General features: G+C 55.8%; 17 protein-coding genes and 1 pseudogene. 10 read left to right on the top strand and 8 right to left on the bottom strand.

The window, feature by feature from the left end; translation table 11 throughout:
- Positions 1–2 precede the first annotated feature (2 nt).
- Together ACR0L9_RS07445 and ACR0L9_RS07450 are read left to right on the top strand one after the other, a co-directional pair.
- Positions 3–1,889 (top strand): AMP-dependent synthetase/ligase, encoded by a 1,887-nt coding sequence (locus ACR0L9_RS07445; RefSeq protein ID WP_480585023.1) that lies wholly within the window; start codon positions 3–5, stop codon positions 1,887–1,889.
- 30 nt (positions 1,890–1,919) lie between these two features.
- Positions 1,920–3,080 carry an ABC transporter substrate-binding protein gene (locus ACR0L9_RS07450; protein ID WP_170595653.1) on the top strand — a complete coding sequence of 387 codons (1,161 nt, stop codon included), beginning with the start codon at positions 1,920–1,922 and terminating at the stop codon, positions 3,078–3,080.
- Between the two features lie 60 nt (positions 3,081–3,140).
- Here the strand turns inward: ACR0L9_RS07450 and rpsI are convergent, their stop codons facing one another.
- Positions 3,141–3,626, bottom strand: coding sequence for a 30S ribosomal protein S9 (gene rpsI / locus ACR0L9_RS07455; RefSeq protein ID WP_010440030.1), 486 nt, complete (start codon positions 3,624–3,626; stop codon positions 3,141–3,143).
- Between the two features lie 6 nt (positions 3,627–3,632).
- A complete protein-coding gene (gene rplM, locus ACR0L9_RS07460) occupies positions 3,633–4,091 on the bottom strand; it encodes a 50S ribosomal protein L13 (RefSeq protein WP_039536983.1) in 459 nt (152 codons plus the stop codon).
- 239 nt (positions 4,092–4,330) lie between these two features.
- Here rplM and ACR0L9_RS07465 point away from each other — a divergent pair, with 239 nt between their 5' ends.
- Positions 4,331–4,696, top strand: coding sequence for a nuclear transport factor 2 family protein (locus tag ACR0L9_RS07465; RefSeq protein ID WP_480585020.1), 366 nt, complete (start codon positions 4,331–4,333; stop codon positions 4,694–4,696).
- Positions 4,697–4,699: 3 nt separating this feature from the next.
- Here ACR0L9_RS07465 and ACR0L9_RS07470 read toward each other — a convergent pair whose 3' ends face one another.
- On the bottom strand, positions 4,700–6,103 hold the full coding sequence (locus ACR0L9_RS07470; RefSeq protein WP_170595657.1) for an aminotransferase-like domain-containing protein: 1,404 nt from the start codon (positions 6,101–6,103) through the stop codon (positions 4,700–4,702).
- Between the two features lie 99 nt (positions 6,104–6,202).
- Here ACR0L9_RS07470 and ACR0L9_RS07475 point away from each other — a divergent pair, with 99 nt between their 5' ends.
- Positions 6,203–6,430, top strand: coding sequence for a YjiS-like domain-containing protein (locus ACR0L9_RS07475; protein WP_170393113.1), 228 nt, complete (start codon positions 6,203–6,205; stop codon positions 6,428–6,430).
- Between the two features lie 59 nt (positions 6,431–6,489).
- Here ACR0L9_RS07475 and ACR0L9_RS07480 read toward each other — a convergent pair whose 3' ends face one another.
- The gene (locus ACR0L9_RS07480) at positions 6,490–6,933 is read right to left on the bottom strand and encodes a PaaI family thioesterase (RefSeq protein ID WP_480895344.1); all 444 of its coding nucleotides are present in this window, start codon (positions 6,931–6,933) and stop codon (positions 6,490–6,492) included.
- Positions 6,934–6,982: 49 nt separating this feature from the next.
- Here ACR0L9_RS07480 and ACR0L9_RS07485 point away from each other — a divergent pair.
- The 4 genes and pseudogenes from ACR0L9_RS07485 to gluQRS form a co-directional block, all read left to right on the top strand.
- A pseudogene (locus ACR0L9_RS07485) lies at positions 6,983–7,777 on the top strand (enoyl-CoA hydratase); the annotation flags it as partial.
- A 251-nt stretch (positions 7,778–8,028) separates the two neighbouring features.
- Positions 8,029–9,369 (top strand): methylenetetrahydrofolate--tRNA-(uracil(54)-C(5))-methyltransferase (FADH(2)-oxidizing) TrmFO, encoded by a 1,341-nt coding sequence (gene trmFO / locus ACR0L9_RS07490; protein WP_170625926.1) that lies wholly within the window; start codon positions 8,029–8,031, stop codon positions 9,367–9,369.
- A 38-nt stretch (positions 9,370–9,407) separates the two neighbouring features.
- Positions 9,408–10,022: a class I SAM-dependent DNA methyltransferase gene (locus ACR0L9_RS07495; RefSeq protein WP_480895345.1), complete on the top strand. Its 615-nt coding sequence runs from the start codon at positions 9,408–9,410 to the stop codon at positions 10,020–10,022.
- Positions 10,019–10,864: a tRNA glutamyl-Q(34) synthetase GluQRS gene (gluQRS, locus tag ACR0L9_RS07500; RefSeq protein WP_480895346.1), complete on the top strand. Its 846-nt coding sequence runs from the start codon at positions 10,019–10,021 to the stop codon at positions 10,862–10,864. Before ACR0L9_RS07495 ends, gluQRS begins: the two co-directional genes overlap by 4 nt.
- Positions 10,865–10,887: 23 nt before the next feature.
- Here the strand turns inward: gluQRS and hisI are convergent, their stop codons facing one another.
- Entirely contained in the window at positions 10,888–11,277 is a 390-nt protein-coding gene (gene hisI / locus ACR0L9_RS07505) for a phosphoribosyl-AMP cyclohydrolase (RefSeq protein WP_170610577.1), read from the bottom strand.
- 48 nt (positions 11,278–11,325) lie between these two features.
- Between hisI and ACR0L9_RS07510 the strand changes: the two genes are divergently transcribed.
- Both ACR0L9_RS07510 and ACR0L9_RS07515 read left to right on the top strand, forming a co-directional pair.
- Entirely contained in the window at positions 11,326–11,778 is a 453-nt protein-coding gene (locus ACR0L9_RS07510; RefSeq protein WP_480895347.1) for an iron-sulfur cluster assembly scaffold protein, read from the top strand.
- Positions 11,779–11,834: 56 nt separating this feature from the next.
- Positions 11,835–12,473 (top strand): MarC family protein, encoded by a 639-nt coding sequence (locus ACR0L9_RS07515; RefSeq protein WP_480895348.1) that lies wholly within the window; start codon positions 11,835–11,837, stop codon positions 12,471–12,473.
- 186 nt (positions 12,474–12,659) lie between these two features.
- On the opposite strand, the gene ACR0L9_RS07520 is transcribed toward ACR0L9_RS07515, so the two are convergent.
- The 3 genes from ACR0L9_RS07520 to ligA all read right to left on the bottom strand — a co-directional run bounded on the left by ACR0L9_RS07520 (position 12,660) and on the right by ligA (position 17,232).
- Positions 12,660–12,782, bottom strand: a complete 123-nt coding sequence (locus ACR0L9_RS07520; protein ID WP_255612104.1) for a hypothetical protein — start codon at positions 12,780–12,782, stop codon at positions 12,660–12,662.
- A gap of 110 nt (positions 12,783–12,892) precedes the next feature.
- Positions 12,893–14,983 carry an ATP-dependent DNA helicase RecG gene (gene recG / locus ACR0L9_RS07525; RefSeq protein WP_480895349.1) on the bottom strand — a complete coding sequence of 697 codons (2,091 nt, stop codon included), beginning with the start codon at positions 14,981–14,983 and terminating at the stop codon, positions 12,893–12,895.
- Positions 14,980–17,232 carry an NAD-dependent DNA ligase LigA gene (ligA, locus tag ACR0L9_RS07530; RefSeq protein ID WP_480895350.1) on the bottom strand — a complete coding sequence of 751 codons (2,253 nt, stop codon included), beginning with the start codon at positions 17,230–17,232 and terminating at the stop codon, positions 14,980–14,982. The genes recG and ligA overlap by 4 nt, the downstream gene beginning before the upstream one ends.
- Between the last annotated feature and the right edge of the window lie 95 nt (positions 17,233–17,327).

Genomic DNA, 17,327 nt, shown 5'->3' on the forward strand with positions numbered 1-17,327 from the left:
GGATGGACGCAAGCCCCCTGCCCCCTCAGACCAGTATCAACGGTGTGCAGTTCAACGCTACGCCCGGTCAGAGACCCCTGCGAGTCGATGGCTGTGTCACGATATGCGAGCTATTCCAGAAACGCTGTGCCGAACTGGGACAGCGTACGGCGCATCGCGAGAAGGACTTCGGCATCTGGAAATCCTACTCATGGGCCGACTACTGGCAACACGCCAAATGGATCGGGCTGGCCCTGCGCAAGCTGGGTCTGCAACGTGGCGAGGTTGTCTCGATCCTGTCCGAAGACCGCAAGGAATGGGCGTGGTTCGACATGGGCATCCAGTGTGTCGGAGGGATTGCTTCGGGCGTCTACACCACAGATTCGGCCAGCCAGTTAAAATACCTGATCAATGACAGTGGCAGCCGGTTTCTGATCGTTGAAGATGAAGAGCAGTTGGACAAGTTCCTCGAAGTCGAGGCGGATCTGTCCGATCTGCTCAAGGTCATTATCCTTGAGGATGAAGGCCTGCACGACCTGGATCATCCGCGTTGCATGATGATCGAGGACTTGTATGCTCTGGGGCAGCAGGCTGAGGTCGATGAACCCGGCGCATTCGAAGCAGAAATCGCTGAAACCACGTCACAAGACACCGCCCTGCTCATATATACGTCAGGTACCACCGGTAATCCCAAAGGCGCCATGCTAAGCCATGAGAACATAATGGCCGCGATAGAGGCAGGGGCGCATTCCCTGCCCTCCCAATCAACCGACGAACAGCTATGCTTTCTGCCGCTCTGTCATATACTCGAACGCGACGTGTCGATCTACTACCCGCTTGCGATGAAGACTACTGTGAATTTCGCTGAAAGCCCCGAGACAGTGTTCTCCAACCTGCAAGAGGTCTCTCCCGCCACCTTCACTGCCGTCCCTCGCGTGTGGGAGAAGATCTACTCGCAGGTCATGTTCATGGCGAAAGAAGCAACGCCCACAGGGCGTTTCGCCTTTGCACAGGCGCTCAAGTCTGGAATGGCGCGGGCTGAATTTATCCTTGCAGGCAAACCTGTTCCAGCACTGATCGCTATGCAGTTCTGGCTTTGGGATCGGCTTGTTCTGCGCAACCTGCGCCGGATGCTGGGCTTAGATCGTCTCCGCCGAGGCGGCTCTGGTGCAGCGCCGATCTCTCCCGATTTGCTCAGGTGGTATTGGGCAATTGGTGTGCCCATTGTAGAGGGCTTCGGTATGACCGAAACCGCCGGCATAGCAGCGCTGAACACGCTTGAGGCCAACAAGATCGGCACCATTGGGAAACCTGTTCCTGGCAACGACCTGCGCATCTCGGATGACGGAGAAATTCAGGTCAAAGGCCTGAACGTCTTTCAGGGCTACTGGCGCAACAATGTCAAAACAGCCGAAAGCTTCACCTGCGACGGCTGGCTGCGCACCGGGGATATGGGGCATATCGACGAGGAAGGTTTTGTCACCATCACAGGGCGCCTCAAGGACATCATCATCACTGCGGGCGGTAAGAACGTCACGCCCGCAGAGATCGAGAGCGGGTTGAAGTTCAGCCAGTATATCTCGGACGCGGTGATCATCGGGGATCGGCGCAAGTATCTGACGGCGCTAATCATGATCGATCAGGAAAATGTCGAGAAATTCGCACAAGAGTGCAAGATCCCCTTTTCGAACTTTTCTTCCCTTTGTGCTGCTTCCGAAGTGACGGAGCTGATCGGCGAGGAAATCGCAGCGGTTAATAAGGACTTTGCGCGGGTCGAACAGATCAAGGATTTCCGGCTGATCGACGTGTTGCTCACTGCCGAAGATGAGGAGCTGACGGCGACGATGAAACTCAAGCGTGGTCTGGTGGAAAAGAAACACGCACATCTCATTGAAGATATGTACAATTAGTTAAGGGGCGACCCAACAGGGAGGAGAAGTATGAAACACTTATTTAAGGGCCTTGCCGCAGCGACGGCATTGACTGCATCCGCCACGATCAGCTGGGCGCAAACACAAGGCGTGACAGATGACGAGATCGTCATTGGCTCAGTCAACGACCTCAGCGGCATCTTCGCTGCCGTGGGCGTTCCGGCCACCAAAGGCGCAAATGTGGTCTTTGATCGCGTCAACGCCGAGGGTGGCGTGCATGGCCGCAAGATCCGCTTTGTCGTCGAGGATAACGGCTATCAGATGCCACGCGCGATGCAGGGCTATAACAAGCTGCTGAACCGTGACAAGGTTTTCGCGATGTTGCAGTCGCTGGGTACGCCGATGAATGTTGCTGGGTTCAAGCTGCTGGACCCGAAAGGTATTCCTAATGTCGCCCCCTTGACCGCCGCGCGGCAAATGCTGCAAGAGCCGATGAAGAACAAGTTCACCTCGTTCTCGACCTATTACGATCAAGCTCGGATTGGGGTGAAGTATCTGAACGGTGAATTTGGATCGCAAACCGTTTGCACCATGTACCTGCCTACTGATTTCGGTGAGGAAATTCTGGAAGGCAGCAAAGCGGGAGCCGAAGAGGCTGGCATCACTTTCGGCGCTGAGACCACCCATAAACCGGACGAGACGGATTTCGTGGGGTCCTTGAGCAAGCTTAAAGAAGAAGGTTGTGACATCGTCACGATGGCGCTCGGCGTGCGTCAGGCAATCACCGTTGTTGGAACGGCCAAGAAAATGGGCCTGACCGACATGAAGTTCCTCGGCACCTCTGCCAGCTTCCTAACCGTGGTGGCGCAGGTGCCCGGTGGTGTGACCGACGGTTTCTATGCGGCGGCCTCGTGGCTGGATCTCTGGGCGCGCGCCGAAGAGCCAGCCCCGGCAGCATTTATTGCTGAATACAAAGAGGCTACGGGCGAAGACCCGGTCGGATTTTCAATGCTGGGCTATTCAGCGGCCGAGATGATGGTCAAAGCGCTTGAAGCTGCAGGTCCTGATCTGACGCATGATAGCTTTATCGCCGCGATGGAATCTCTGGATTACATGGATGAGTTGGTCGGCAACCAGATCACATATGGGCCCGATGACCATCAGGGTGCTGACACTGTATTTGTCAGCGTCGTCGAAAATGGTGCGTGGAAACTGGTTTACGAAGAATAAACCGACCAAGAAAAAAGGGCTCGCAGTTGCGAGCCCTTTCCAATTCGGTATCCGCAGCGATTAACGCTTCGAGAACTGGAACGAACGACGCGCTTTGCGCTTACCGTATTTCTTACGTTCCACAACGCGGCTGTCGCGGGTCAGGAAGCCAGCGGCTTTCAGAGCGCCACGCAGGTTGGGATCGTACAGTTGCAGCGCTTTCGAGATGCCGTGCTTGACCGCACCGGCCTGACCGGTCAGGCCGCCGCCTTTGACGGTTGCAACAACGTCGAACTCACCTTCCACACCAGCAACCTGGAACGGCTGGCGCAGGATCAGCTGCAGAACGGGACGCGCAAAATACTTGTCCTGATCCTTGCCGTTCACGGTGACCTTGCCGGAACCCGGCTTGATCCAGACGCGGGCAACAGCGTCTTTACGCTTGCCGGTGGCGTAGGAACGACCCAGCTCGTCACGTACGGGTTCACGTACGATAACTTCTTCGGCCACGGTTTCAACGCCTGCGACGGCGCTCAGCTCTTCGAGAGTATTGATCTGATCAGCCATCGGTCATTAGCTCCGGGTGTTTTTCTTGTTCATGGACTTAACGTCCAGAACTTCGGGCGCTTGCGCCTCATGAGGATGCTCGGCACCAGCATAAACGCGCAGGTTGGTCATCTGCTGACGCGCCAGACGGTTGCCCGGCAGCATGCGCTTGACCGCTTGGGTCACGACGCGCTCGGGGTGTGCACCCTCAAGGATCTGCTGCTTGGTGCGCGACTTGATGCCGCCCGGGTGGCCAGTGTGCCAGTAGAAGTTCTCTTCGCGCTTCTTGCCAGTCATCTGGATTTTGTCAGCGTTGATCACGATGACATTGTCGCCCATGTCCATGTTGGGTGTGAACGACGCTTTGTGCTTGCCACGCAGGCGCATGGCGACGATCGAGGCAAGACGGCCCAGAACAACGCCCTCGGCGTCGATCAGGATCCATTTCTTGTCGATGTCTGCAGGTGTTGCAGAAAAGGTTTTCATGGCAGGATAGTCCTGTTTGATGTGAAAGACCGCCCCTTGGCGGAGCGGCCCGAATTCGATGGAGGGGGTTTAGACCTACTAGTTATGCAGGTCAATACAGGCAAAGTATAATATATCTATCAATAACAATAACTTATAAAATAGGTATTATTTTACCCCAAAATTTCTTCGGCATATCCAACTTTACGTAGTTTAGCTAAGCTAGACTCAACCAAGATCATCCAATGTCGGAGGTGGCAATGCAAGAATTGGAACAGGTTATCGCTGCCTATGGTGCGGCATGGCAGTCGACCGATCCCGAAAGGCGACTGAGCCTTCTTGAGCAGTGTTTTACACAAACTGGTCGTTACGTCGATCCAACTGCAGAAGTTTCCGGCAGAGATCAACTCAATGCCCATATCGGAGCGGTTCTGAGTGATACAAAGGGCCGAGTTGAGCTGACCAGTGAGCCGAATTCACACCATGATGTGGTCCACTTCACCTGGCATATGGTTGCTCCCGATGGTTCCATTATGGTGGCCGGACATGATTTCATTCGTCTCGATGCCGATGGTAAAATTGCACATTTGTCGGGCTTTTTCGGCGACCCTTCCCCGGTGCAATAGCGGCTAGACGCTTATTTGTTCGGGTGGGTTATCCAGCAGCGCGCGCAGGCGCAGCATGGCATCTTCGAACTTCTCAAGCGAGACATGCCCATTCACCGCTATACGAACGGCATTTGGCGCGCGACCATCCCGCAGCGCGAATTCATCGGCCGATCGCAGCTGAATACCTTCCCGCTCGGCCGCCCGGCTGAACGCAGCAGACCGCCAACCGGAAGGCAGATGAAGCCAGACGAAGGGAATTTCAGAATCCCAGTTTAGATCGAAGCCGCCCAGGGCGTTTACCGCCACACGTACATATTCGCCCATCTTGGTACGGACGTTTTTTGCAAGTTGCCTCGCCTCTGGATGTCCCAACAGCAACCGCGTCAACTCAGCCAAAGGCTGGGCGAGCCCGAAATACCCGTATTCTGCAGAACGCCGCAGATCGACGCTCTGCTCTTTCGGTGCGATGGCGAAACCTACCCGTAATGCTGGTGTGAGAGTTTTCGAAATTGACGAAACATGCCAGCCCCGTTCGGGTGCCAAAGCACGATAGCTGGGCGCGCGGGCCTCGCCCATGCGATAGCAATCGTCTTCAATGATCTGTAATTCATGCTTTCGCGCAATCTCGACAACTTCTTTGCGCCGCTCCAACGGTGAATGCCCGCCCGTTGGGTTCTGCACTTCGGGTGAGACGCAGATCGCCTGCGCCTTCGTTTGCCTGAGGATGTGGTCCAGCGCATCGGGGCTTATGCCCCATTTGTCCATTTTTACCCCGACAACCTCGGCGCGCATCAACTCACCTGCCCGTCTGAACCCGGCATAAGACAAGTCCTCAACCAACACGATGGGTTTCGGATCTTTCAGAACGGTCTGGAACACGACGCAAATGCCACTTTGCCCACCGTGTGTCAGTACAATGTCATCTGCATTCAATGAGCCCAGAGGAAGATCTGACAACCAGTCGGCCACAACCTGGCGCACGGGTAGGTAGGCATCTCGGGTCGGATAGTTCATAAACATCCGCGGATCGCCTTTTGCAACCTTTTCAAGGCATTCGCGGATTAATGTCACCTGCCCCACATCTGGCAAGCGTGGGCTGAACAGGCTGACATTGGATTCATATTTGTCGTCCCTCAGATGTAGCTGCCGCGACCAGACATCATCCAGAATGGGCGATCTCGGCGGGGCTACAAATGTACCACGCCCGACCTCGGCTTGTAGCAAACCTTCATCGGTCAGGATCGTATAGGCGCGCGCGACAGTGCCTGGTGTAATCTTTAATCGATACGCTAACTCACGCACCGGAGGCAGTTTCTTTCCAACCTCCAGCGTTTTGTTTTCTATCGCTTTTCGGATCGTGTCAGCGACCAGAGTATATTTTGGACCTTTGGATTTCGGTAGCGCCTCTGGCCAAATTGTATCCATTACAATTCTTCCTTTGATTTCGACACAATGCTGAATGTATCAAGGCAGTGTACCGAGCATATTTACTTTGTGTCAATACAATTTGAAAGGATACCCAAGATGACACGCGCAATGCACAACCCCGCCCTCTTGCTGCTGAACGACAGCCCCCGGCTGCCGCTGATCGCCGCGCTGGCCGTGCGGTTTGCGGCGTCGGTCACACAATGGGAACAACGCCGCCGCAGCCGGGTAAACTTAGGTAAGCTGGATGACAGGCTGCTCCGCGATGTCGGGCTGACCCGCCATCGGGCAGATGCAGAAGTCAGCCGCTATTTCTGGATGAAATAGACTATCCCCAGTCCCATCTAAGGGACCTCTTCCTGGCCGGGGTTTATCCCCGGCCTTTTTTACCCAAAGGCAGCAGCGGCTGAGCCTTCTGGAGGAAGCGAATAGGTCATGCTGGCCCGCGCGACGGGCTTGTCAGATCCGTCCGAGTAAATCAGCACATCCCCAACAGCCAGCGTTCTACCTAATTTCAACAACTTACACTCAGCAATCAGGTCCGCCCCGCCTTCGGGCTTGCGCAAGAAATCCAGAGAACTGTTGGTGGTGACAGCCAGAGATTGCCGACCTTTCCGTGCCAAAACCATTGCATATACACTGACATCGGCCAGCCCGAACATGGACGGACCAGATACTGTGCCTCCGGGGCGCAGGTGACGGTCTTCGACCCTCAGGCGCATGGTGATGTTGGCTTCTGTCAGATCCTCGACGACAAAGTCGTTATGAACCTGTGGAAACACCTGCGCCAGGTATTCCGTCAATTCTTGTTTATTCAGTGCTAATGACATGCTTCCCCTCGTCGCTCTGCCCGCCTAGAGTTGGCCTGAACGCCAGCGGGAGGGCAAGATGGCAATTCTGGAACGTCACGACACAGGTGCGATTGCACGGCTTCAAATGAACGCGCCTGAGCGGTTGAACGCCCTCAGCGATGAAATGCTGGCGGCCCTGCAGGCAGAGTTCAACGCGCTGCGCGAAGACAAGTCGAGTCGTGTTGTTGTTCTTTCCGGTGCGGGGAAAGCCTTTTGCGCGGGGCACGATCTGAAACAGATGACCCAGGGGCGGCAGGCACCCGATGGTGGGCTTTCTTATTTTCAGGATCTGTTCGACCGATGTGCCAAGATGATGATGTCCATTCAGTCCCTGCCCCAACCCGTGATCGCCCAAGCGCACGGGATCGCCACTGCCGCAGGGTGTCAGCTTGTAGCAACCTGTGACCTGGCAATCGCGGCCGAGGGCACACGGTTCGGCGTAAATGGTGTCAATATCGGCTTGTTCTGCTCCACTCCGATGGTGGCTCTCAGCCGGAATATACCGCGGAAACAGGCGTTTGAAATGCTCACGACCGGTGATTTTATCACCGCCGAACGCGCGGCTGAGCTGGGTCTGATCAATCGAGCGGTTCCCGAGAACTTGTTGGAAGATGAAACCAATGCGTTGGCCGAGAAGTTGGCAGGCAAGCTCAGCAGTGCGGTGAAAATCGGTAAAACCGCTTTTTATCAACAGATTACAATGCGGACTGATCAGGCATACGATTATACCGCCGAGGTAATGGCACAGAATATGATGGACCGGAATACTGAGGAAGGAATTAGTGCCTTTATCGAAAAGCGCCCGCCTGATTGGCACCAGTAACGCAATTATTTAATACATTTTTGCCGACTGTTCGCATTTTTTCACTTTTCAAAAGGGCGACACTGTGGCAAAGCTGGGTCAAGGCCAAGGCCTGACCATACTTTTGGGTCGCCGTGGGCGGAAGGTCCCTCCAAGCTGGTTTCTCTCACCGGCGTTGACATTCCCGCAGCGGCGACCCCAAGAATCCCCCTCAGAACTAAAGCCATTACTGCGCATTGCGCATGGCGCTGCTCTGCCCTATTTGGCAGCACATGACAGAGACATTGCATATCGTGGGCGGCGGCATGGCCGGGTCCGAGGCCGCCTGGCAGGCAGCGGAAATGGGCGTGGATGTTGTGATCCACGAAATGCGTCCTAATGTGGGCACGTTTGCACACCAGACCGGCAATCTGGCCGAGATGGTGTGTTCGAACTCATTCCGATCGGATGATGATGAACAGAACGCAGTCGGCTTGCTGCATTGGGAAATGCGCGCGGCAAACGGGTTGATCATGACGACCGCAGATAGCCATCGCCTGCCTGCGGGTGGCGCGCTTGCGGTTGACCGTGATCCTTTTGCCGAAGCCGTAACTGCCAAGCTGAAGGCCCATCCACGGGTCTCGGTCTCAGCGGAAGAAGTTACCAATCTACCCCAAGACGGAAAGTGGATCTTTGCAACCGGGCCGTTGACCTCGCCCGCATTGGGGGAAGCCATTCGCGCAGAAACTGGTGCCGAGGCGCTGGCCTTTTTCGACGCGATCGCCCCCATCGTCTATGCAGACAGCATTGATATGAGCAAAGCCTGGATGCAGTCACGCTACGATAAGGGCGAGACTGAGGAAGAGCGCACCGCCTACCTCAACTGTCCGATGGATCGTGACCAGCACGAAGCCTTCATTGATGCGCTGCTGGCTGCAGATAAGACCGAATTCCACGAGGGAGAGACCGCTGGTTATTTCGACGGCTGTCTGCCGATTGAGGTTATGGCCGAGCGCGGTCGTGAAACTTTACGCCATGGCCCGATGAAACCTGTTGGCCTGACAAATCCGCATCAACCGGAAGTAAAACCTTATGCCGTCGTCCAATTGCGGCGCGACAATGCCTTGGGCACGTTGTTCAACATCGTCGGTTTCCAAACCAAGATGAAATACGGTGCGCAAACCGAGGTATTTCGTATGATACCGGGTCTGGAAAATGCCAGCTTTGCGCGATTGGGTGGCATTCACCGCAATACTTTCATCAACTCTCCGACTTTGCTGGACGCGCAGATGCGGCTTAAGTCTAGGCCAAATATTCGTTTTGCGGGGCAAATCACGGGGGTGGAAGGCTATGTGGAAAGCGCAGCGATGGGCCTTTTGGCAGGCCGTTTGGCCGCTGCCGAAATACTAGGCCGATCCCTTCCCGACGTACCGCAAGACAGTGCGATGGGCGCATTGATCCACCACATCACGGGCGGCGCCGAAGCCAAGACCTTCCAGCCGATGAACGTGAATTTCGGTCTGTTTCGTCCGGTCGACGGCCTGAAGGGGGGGCGCCGAGGCCGCAAGGACCGCTACAAGGCCTATACCGATCGCGCAAAGGAAGTCTGGAGCGATTGGGTAAAGCAGTGTTGACTGGACGTCGCCCCCAGCCTGCGCCTAACATGTAAGGTATGAGCGATAAGTTTCTGAAAGACACATACAATCTGAATTCTGCCCAGGAAACGCACGATCACTACCAGAAATGGGCGGCCTCATACGATGATGAGGTCGGTGAGCACGGATATGTCACCCCGGACCGTGTTGCGGCAGCATTGAAATCCTTTGTCTCAGATGCTGATGTGCCGGTGCTGGACCACGGATGCGGTACCGGGTTGTCGGGTTTAGCACTTCGCAAGGCGGGTTTTCGTGTCATCGATGGGATGGATCCAACACCAAAGATGCTGGAAGGTGCCGCTGCCAAGGGGGTTTATCGCAACTTGATAAACTTCGAAGTTACTGATCCCAACCCCATTGAGGCCGAGGCTTACTCAGCCATAACATGCATTGGCGTCATCGGCGTTGGTGCCGCGCCGCCTGAAACCTTTGATCTACTTATGAACGCGCTGCCACGTGGCGGATATCTGGCGTTTTCCTTCAACGATCACACTTTGGCTGACCGCACTTACACCGGGCGGCTGAACGACTGGCTGGACATGGGTCACGCAAGGTTGTTATTCCGCGAATACGGTCCGCATCTACCGGGTATGGACATGAAATCAGACGTTTATGTTGTTGAAAAAACGTGACATTCACAACGCGTTTTGCGCCATCGCCAACAGGTCCGCTGCATTTGGGGCATGCCTATTCCGCGCTTCTTGCGTTTGATCAGGCACGGGCTGCGGGTGGATCATTTCTTTTACGGATCGAAGATATTGATCAATCGCGATCCAGGTCCCATTGGGAAACCCAGATCTACGACGACCTGCACTGGCTTGGACTGCACTGGCAGCACCCGGTGATGCGCCAGTCGGACAGGCTGCCGCGATACAGAGAGGCATTGGAAATTCTGAAAAACATGGGCCTTGTCTACCCTTGCAGCTGCAATCGTGCCGATATCGAATCTGCGGCCGGTGCTCCGCAGGAAGGTGTACCCCAGTTCGGACCTGACGGGCGCATCTATCCAGGCACGTGCCGCGACCGCCCTTTGTCGGATGCTTCAGATGGGGATGTTCTGCGCCTGAACATGCACAAGGCAATCAAGGCATCCGAACTTCGTGGATTTTGTGAAACTGGTGCGAAGTATTTGGGAACGCATGAGCTTGATGCGCACAACCTCATGAACGCGGTTGGCGACATCATTCTCGTTCGGCGCAATATGGGCAGTTCGTATCACCTGTCCGTCGTGGTTGATGATGCGGATCAGAACATCTCCCATGTGGTCCGGGGCGAGGATTTGTTCGATGCCACGCAGATACATGTCCTTTTACAAGGGCTGCTTGGGTTGCCGACACCTGTTTATCATCATCACCGTCTGATCCGGGACAACAACGGCAAACGCCTCGCGAAACGTGACGACGCACGCGCCATCTCGCTTTATCGCGAACAAGGAGCATCTCCCGCTGAAATCAGAGAGATGGTGGGCATTTGACCTGACCACCATCAGAGGCCCCACTATTCCATCGGCTTCATGAGTTCGACTTCGGTCCCATTGCGGACGGCCGTGTAGAAACAACTTCGCCGGTTGGTGTGACAGGCTGGCCCCGTTTGGTTCACCACAACCAGCAGGCAATCCCTGTCGCAATCGACGCGAAAATCCACCAGGGCCTGCAAGTGGCCTGAGCTTTCGCCCTTGATCCAGAACGCCTGTCGCGACCGCGACCAATACGTAACCCGTCCGGTTTCCAACGTGCGCTCGATGGATTGGGCATTCATCCAGGCCATCATCAGAACCTCGCCCGTCGCTTCGTCCTGTGCGATCGCGGGGATCAAACCCGCCTCATTGAATTTCAGTGTCGACGGATCGAACAAGACTGCGTCAGCCATCGCAAAAACCTTTTGCATCCCAGAATCCCGCCATTATGTATGGGGAATGGACAACGAGGGAAAGCCATGAGCGGCGAAACCGATCTGATCAAGCTCTATTCCGGACGCATCTTGGCGCTAGCTGCGGATATTCCTCATCTGGATCGCTTGGATAATCCCGATGCGACGGTAAAGAAACGAGCCCCTTTGTGTGGATCGACCGTGACTGTAGACGTCAAGCTTGAAGATGGGCGGATCGTGGACTTTGGGCAAGACGTCAAGGCCTGTGCGTTGGGTCAGGCCTCGGCTTCGGTCGTAGGCAGCGCCGTGATCGGGGCGACGCGGTCGCAGGTCGAAACCGCACGTGATCAGCTTTCCGCAATGCTGAAGAAAGACGGCCCTGGCCCCGAGGCGCCCTTTGACGGGCTCGAAGTCCTGATGCCCGCGCGGGACTACAAGAACCGCCACGCGTCAATCCTGCTGGCGCTTGACGCGACCGCCGAGGCGATGGAGCAGGCCGAACAAGCCAACTGCGCCTGATTGGCTTTTCCATACAAAGCCGTATAGGGTGCCCCCAATGATTGGGGGGGGCTAAAGTGAACAATTTGCTGGAACATTTTGTGACGCTCTGGGTCGTGATCGACCCGATCGGCACCATCCCCGTCTTTATCGCTGTCACTGCTGGAATCGCGACGAGTGCGCGTCGTAAAACTGCTTTACTGGCCGCGTTGGTCAGCGCAGGCATTCTGCTGTTCTTTCTGATCTTTGGGCAACTTGTGATCGAGGCTTTGGATATCGGCCTTAACTCGTTTCAGGTTGCAGGCGGAATTATTCTGTTTCTCTTCGCTCTGACTATGATCTTTGGCGAAAGCAAACAAGTGATCGAGCAGCGCCAGGCCGAAGAAGACTTGGACGACAAAATGCACAAGACCAATCCGGCCATTTTCCCTTTGGCCGTCCCTTCGCTTGCGTCACCGGGCGCGATGCTGGCGATAGTGGTTCTAACGGACAACAACCGATACAGCGTCGCCGATCAGAGCATCACTGCACTGGTTATGTTGGTCGTTATTGCCATAGCGTTTGTGCTGATGCTGCTGGCCGAGCCGATCATCCGGTTGATCGGGCATTCCGGCGCGGCGATCATCAGCCGCGTGATGGGGATGATCCTTGCATCTGTCGCCGTAAATTCAGTTCTATCCGCCACGATCGAAATCATCAAAACCGGACAGCTGTAAAAAAGAACCGCCGCACCTTCCGGGCGGAAAGGGCGGCGGCAAGTCATGCGTTTCTCATGTAGGGTCCGGATCACCGCACGGGGCCGAGGCAGGCCCCTTCAAGGGAAATGGGACAGGCAGGTCACCCTTGACTATGACGGGGAGACAAGCGCGGTGTGATCGGCACGAGATCGCAGGCAGAAAGGCTTAGAACCCGGTTGGCAGGTGAAGGGCAACCACCAGCATCACAACCAGTGAAACCGCGCCCGCTGCATCCTGCAAAATCGTGGATTGTGAACGGGTAAAGGCAGTTTTGATCTGGCTCAGCATGGTCTCACCTCCGGTCAGGTTTAATCCTTTGTTGACCTTTTGTTCTCATATTTTAACGAGTCGGTAAAGAACTTTTTGAGAACATTTGTGAACTTAGTGGGATTTTTGGTCTAACCCACTGATATCAAACGGATCGCCTGATCCTGCTTCATAAGCCACAGAAGAACACGCGCAGCCTGCCCCCGATCCGAGGTCAATTTGGGGTCTGCGGACAGCAAAGCGCGCGCATCTGATTGCGCCACCGCCATCAGCCCAGCTTGCCTTTCAAGATCAGCTATCCGGAACTTTGGCAGGCCAGATTGTGCGGTTCCGATCAAGTCACCCGCACCGCGCATCTGCAGATCGGTCTCGGCAATGCGGAAGCCGTCTTCAGTTTCTCGGAGTACCTCCAGCCGTTTGCGACCACCCTCGCTAAGCGGTGTCTGATACATCAACAAACAGGTTGAGGCCTCTTCACCACGTCCAACTCGGCCCCTAAGCTGATGCAACTGCGCCAGACCAAAAATCTCTGCCCGCTCAATCACCATGATCGTGGCGTTCGGCACGTTCACCCCAACCTCGATCACCGTAGTAGCGACAAGGACTTTGGTCTTACCACTCTGAAACGCCGCCATTGCCGCGTCTTTATCGGCGGGCGGCATTTGGCCGTGTACCAGACCCACCACATCGTCCCCCAAGATCGCGCGCAACCTTTTGAAACGCTCTTCAGCTGCAGTCAGGTCCGAGACCTCGGATTCATCGACTAATGGGCACACCCAATAGCATTGTTTGCCTGCATCAATCGCACCGCGCAGATGGGCCACAACTTCGTCCATGCGTTGCGTGCTGATGACTGCGGTCTTGATCGGTTTACGACCCGGCGGCTTTTCATCCAGCACCGAGACGTCCATATCGCCGTACTGCGCAAGCGCCAAACTGCGCGGGATGGGCGTAGCGGTCATCACCAGCACATCCGCGCGTTGGCCCTTTTCGGACAGCTCCATGCGTTGGCGGACGCCAAAACGGTGCTGCTCATCAACGATGGCCAGTCTTAGGGCTTTGAATTCAACATCGTCCTGAAACACCGCGTGGGTACCGACCAATATCTGAATATCTCCCTGCTTCAGCGCAGCCTGCTTCGCTCGACGCTCAGCCCCCTTGTCGCGCCCGGTCAGGATTTCCAGTACAACTCCGGCTTCTTCTGCCAATGGACGCAGCCCTTCAAGATGCTGCCGGGCAAGGATTTCGGTAGGGGCCATCATTACCCCCTGCCCGCCAGCTTCGACGGCTATAAGCAGCGAAACAAATGCTACCAGAGTCTTTCCTGCCCCCACATCGCCCTGAAGCAACCGGTTCATCCGCGTCTCAGCGGCCATATCTGCCGAGATTTCCTCGATCGCGCGTGTCTGCGCTCCGGTTGGTCGATATGGAAGGCTTGCCAGCACCTTGGATTGCAAAGCACCGGTGCCGAGACTGACGATCCCTCGCGCTTTACGCTCACGCTGTCGTGCCAGGGCCAGCGTCAATTGATGTGCGAGCAGCTCATCGTAAGCCAGACGTTCCCGCGCAGGCGCAAAAGGTGCTACGTCGTCCGCCCCTTGTGGGTGATGCGCCGCGTGAATAGCAGTTGTCCAATCTGGCCAATTCTGTTGTGCCACCTGAGCGGGGTCGGCCCATTCGGCCAATGCAGGTACTCGCGCCAACGCACTTTGAGCAGCTTTATAGGCAGTTTTTTGCGTCACACCCTGCGTCAGATGATAAACCGGTTCAAACTCGGGCAATTCGCCTGCGTTTTCAGGCGCGACCATATGATCGGGGTGTACCATCTGAGCCATGCCATCGAACAGCTCAAGCTTTCCCGATACCACCCGGCGTGCGCCCTCCGGCAACAGCTTCTTCAGATAGTCCCCTCGGGCATGAAAAAACACCAGTTGGAAATCCGCCTGACTGTCTTCAACATGAATGCGATATGCGCCCCCTTTGTTCCGCGGTGGTCGATGCGCGCCGATCGTCACCTCAACAGTCAAAGTCGTCGGAAGGTCGGCGCCCTTTATCGTATCGCGTCGCCGCCGGTCAATCACCGCATAAGGTAGCGAAAACAATACATCGCGCGGTGAATCGATCCCTAATTGGCCCAGAAGCTGCGCGGTCTTCGGCCCCACACCATCTAGTGTTTCAAGACCCGCAAACAGCGGAAAGAGCTGTTCAGGCCTGCCGCTCATAGATCGCCAATCAGTTGAAGCCAGCTATCTTCATCCAAGGTTTCGATGCCCAGATCAGCCGCTTTTTTCGCCTTGGACCCTGCGCCCGGGCCCGCCACGAGCAAATCAGTTTTCTGACTGACCGAGCCGGATACCTTGGCCCCCAGCGCTTCGGCGCGGGCCTTGGCCTCGGCGCGTGTCATCTTTTCAAGCGTTCCCGTAAACACGACGGTTTTTCCTGCGACCGGACTGTCCGACGCAGGAGCCTCTGGTGGAACAACCGTCAGATGTTTACGCAGATCATCAAATGCTTGGCGTTCCTCCGAATTGGCAAACGCATCAGATAGTGACAACCCGAGCGTGGCGCCGATTCCGTCGATACCAATCAGATCTGCCCAGGCGCTGGCGGCATCTGTCGAAACATCCATTCGCGCGAAAGCCGCGTCCCGAACTTCTTTAACTTTCGCACGCCTCGCTTCTGCAGTAGCCGCGATCCTCTCGGCGTCTTCCGCTTCATCGGCTGCACGCTGCGCAAGCGCGGCAGGCCGGGCCGTATCAATGGAGGCCGCCATTACATCCCATTCCCGATAAAACAACGCCAAATCTCGTGCACCAACTTCGCCCACATGACGAATCCCCAGAGCGAACAACAGACGGGCGAACGGTATGGTCCGCTTATCATCGATCGCTGCGAACAGGTTGCTGGCCGATGTCTCGCCCCAGCCGTCGCGGTTTTTCAACCGAGCCAGGTTTTCGGTGTCGCGATCTTTCAATGTAAATATGTCAGCGGGTGTGTTTATTGGCAGAAGAGGATCGCCATAAAACATCTCGATTTGTTTTGCGCCAAGCCCTTCGATATCGAACGCCTTGCGCGATACGAAATGTTTGAGTTTTTCAACCGCCTGAGCGGGACATATCAGCCCCCCTGTGCAGCGGCGGACCGCATCCCCCTCTTCCCGGATCGCGTCGCTGTCACATTCCGGGCATTTCGTCGGGAAAGCGAAGGGCCGCGCATCATCGGGTCGTTTCGACAGATCAACATCCGAGATTTTCGGGATCACATCCCCGGCCCGATAGACCTGAACCCAATCTCCAACGCGAATATCCTTGCCCTCACGAATGACCCCGCCTTTGGCGTCCCGCCCTGCAATATAATCTTCATTGTGTAGGGTCGCGTTCGAAACAACTACCCCGCCAACGGTTACCGGATGCAGGCGCGCTACCGGGCTAAGCGCGCCCGTACGACCCACCTGAATGTCGATGGCTTCAAGCCGCGTCCAAGCCAGTTCGGCAGGAAATTTGTGCGCAATCGCCCAGCGGGGCGTGGTAGATCGGAAACCCAGCCGGGCCTGCAGACTCAGATCATCGACCTTGTATACGACCCCATCAATGTCATAGCCCAAGGTCGCGCGCTGAGCTTCAATCTGACGGTAATGTTCCAACATCTCATTAGTCGTTGAGCAACGCCTTGTCAGCGCATTGACCTGGAACCCCAAGGTTTTGAGGCGATCAATTGCGTCCATCTGAGTCTCAGCTAGCGGTGCAGACAACTCACCCCAGGCGTAGGCAAAGAATTTCAGCGGGCGAGATCGTGTTATTTCGGAATCAAGTTGACGGAGCGAACCAGCCGCAGCGTTGCGCGGATTTGCAAAGGTCTTTCCACCTGTTTCGACCTGACGTGCGTTCAAAGCCTCGAAATCATGGTGAGACATGTAGACCTCGCCGCGAACCTCAAGAACGTCTGGTGCACCCTCAATTCGGTGTGGAATATCGGAAAGCGTACGCGCATTTGCGGTAACGTTTTCACCGGTCTCACCATCACCACGTGTTGCAGCCTGCATCAGTTCACCCTGCTCATACCGCAGGGATAATGACAGGCCGTCGATTTTGGGCTCAGCTGTATAGGCGAGCGGTGCCTCATCTCCCAGTCCTAGATATTTGCGGATCGAGCGGTCAAAATCGGCAACATCCGTGTCATCAAACGCATTGCCCAGTGACATCATACGCACGGCGTGGGTCACTTTTGCAAACCCATCTGAAACGCGTGCGCCCACTTGTTCAGTAGGGCTGTCGGAGCGTTTCAGTTCGGGGAAACGCGCCTCGATCTCGGCATTGCGACGCTTGAGAGCATCATAGTCGGCATCCGAAATTTCTGGAGCATCTTCAGTGTGATAAAGCTGGTTTGCCCGCAGCAATTCCTTGGCGAGCAGGGCCAATTCTTCCCGTGCTTCATCTTCTGTCAGATCTGCGATTGCTGTGGTATCGCTCATGGCCCCGCCCTGTCACATCGTCTTGAAAACCAGTGATAGGACGAGGCCATGGTCAGGTCCAGTGTTGTGCTGACACGCGAGTGGATTTACCGCCC

Source organism: Ruegeria sp. I3 (assembly GCF_056532525.1).

Bases quoted from the DNA above. Each gene is read 5' to 3' on its own strand.
- ACR0L9_RS07450 (WP_170595653.1), top strand. From the start codon at position 1,920: ATGAAACACTTATTTAAGGGCCTTGCCGCAGCGACGGCATTGACTGCA.
- ACR0L9_RS07520 (WP_255612104.1), bottom strand. From the start codon at position 12,782: ATGCTGAGCCAGATCAAAACTGCCTTTACCCGTTCACAATCCACGATT.
- ACR0L9_RS07445 (WP_480585023.1), top strand. From the start codon at position 3: ATGGACGCAAGCCCCCTGCCCCCTCAGACCAGTATCAACGGTGTGCAG.
- ACR0L9_RS07510 (WP_480895347.1), top strand. From the start codon at position 11,326: ATGAGCGGCGAAACCGATCTGATCAAGCTCTATTCCGGACGCATCTTG.
- trmFO (WP_170625926.1), top strand. From the start codon at position 8,029: ATGACAGAGACATTGCATATCGTGGGCGGCGGCATGGCCGGGTCCGAG.
- hisI (WP_170610577.1), bottom strand. From the start codon at position 11,277: ATGCAAAAGGTTTTTGCGATGGCTGACGCAGTCTTGTTCGATCCGTCG.
- rpsI (WP_010440030.1), bottom strand. From the start codon at position 3,626: ATGGCTGATCAGATCAATACTCTCGAAGAGCTGAGCGCCGTCGCAGGC.
- rplM (WP_039536983.1), bottom strand. From the start codon at position 4,091: ATGAAAACCTTTTCTGCAACACCTGCAGACATCGACAAGAAATGGATC.
- ACR0L9_RS07495 (WP_480895345.1), top strand. From the start codon at position 9,408: ATGAGCGATAAGTTTCTGAAAGACACATACAATCTGAATTCTGCCCAG.
- ligA (WP_480895350.1), bottom strand. From the start codon at position 17,232: ATGAGCGATACCACAGCAATCGCAGATCTGACAGAAGATGAAGCACGG.
- ACR0L9_RS07480 (WP_480895344.1), bottom strand. From the start codon at position 6,933: ATGTCATTAGCACTGAATAAACAAGAATTGACGGAATACCTGGCGCAG.
- recG (WP_480895349.1), bottom strand. From the start codon at position 14,983: ATGAGCGGCAGGCCTGAACAGCTCTTTCCGCTGTTTGCGGGTCTTGAA.
- ACR0L9_RS07465 (WP_480585020.1), top strand. From the start codon at position 4,331: ATGCAAGAATTGGAACAGGTTATCGCTGCCTATGGTGCGGCATGGCAG.
- ACR0L9_RS07470 (WP_170595657.1), bottom strand. From the start codon at position 6,103: ATGGATACAATTTGGCCAGAGGCGCTACCGAAATCCAAAGGTCCAAAA.
- ACR0L9_RS07475 (WP_170393113.1), top strand. From the start codon at position 6,203: ATGACACGCGCAATGCACAACCCCGCCCTCTTGCTGCTGAACGACAGC.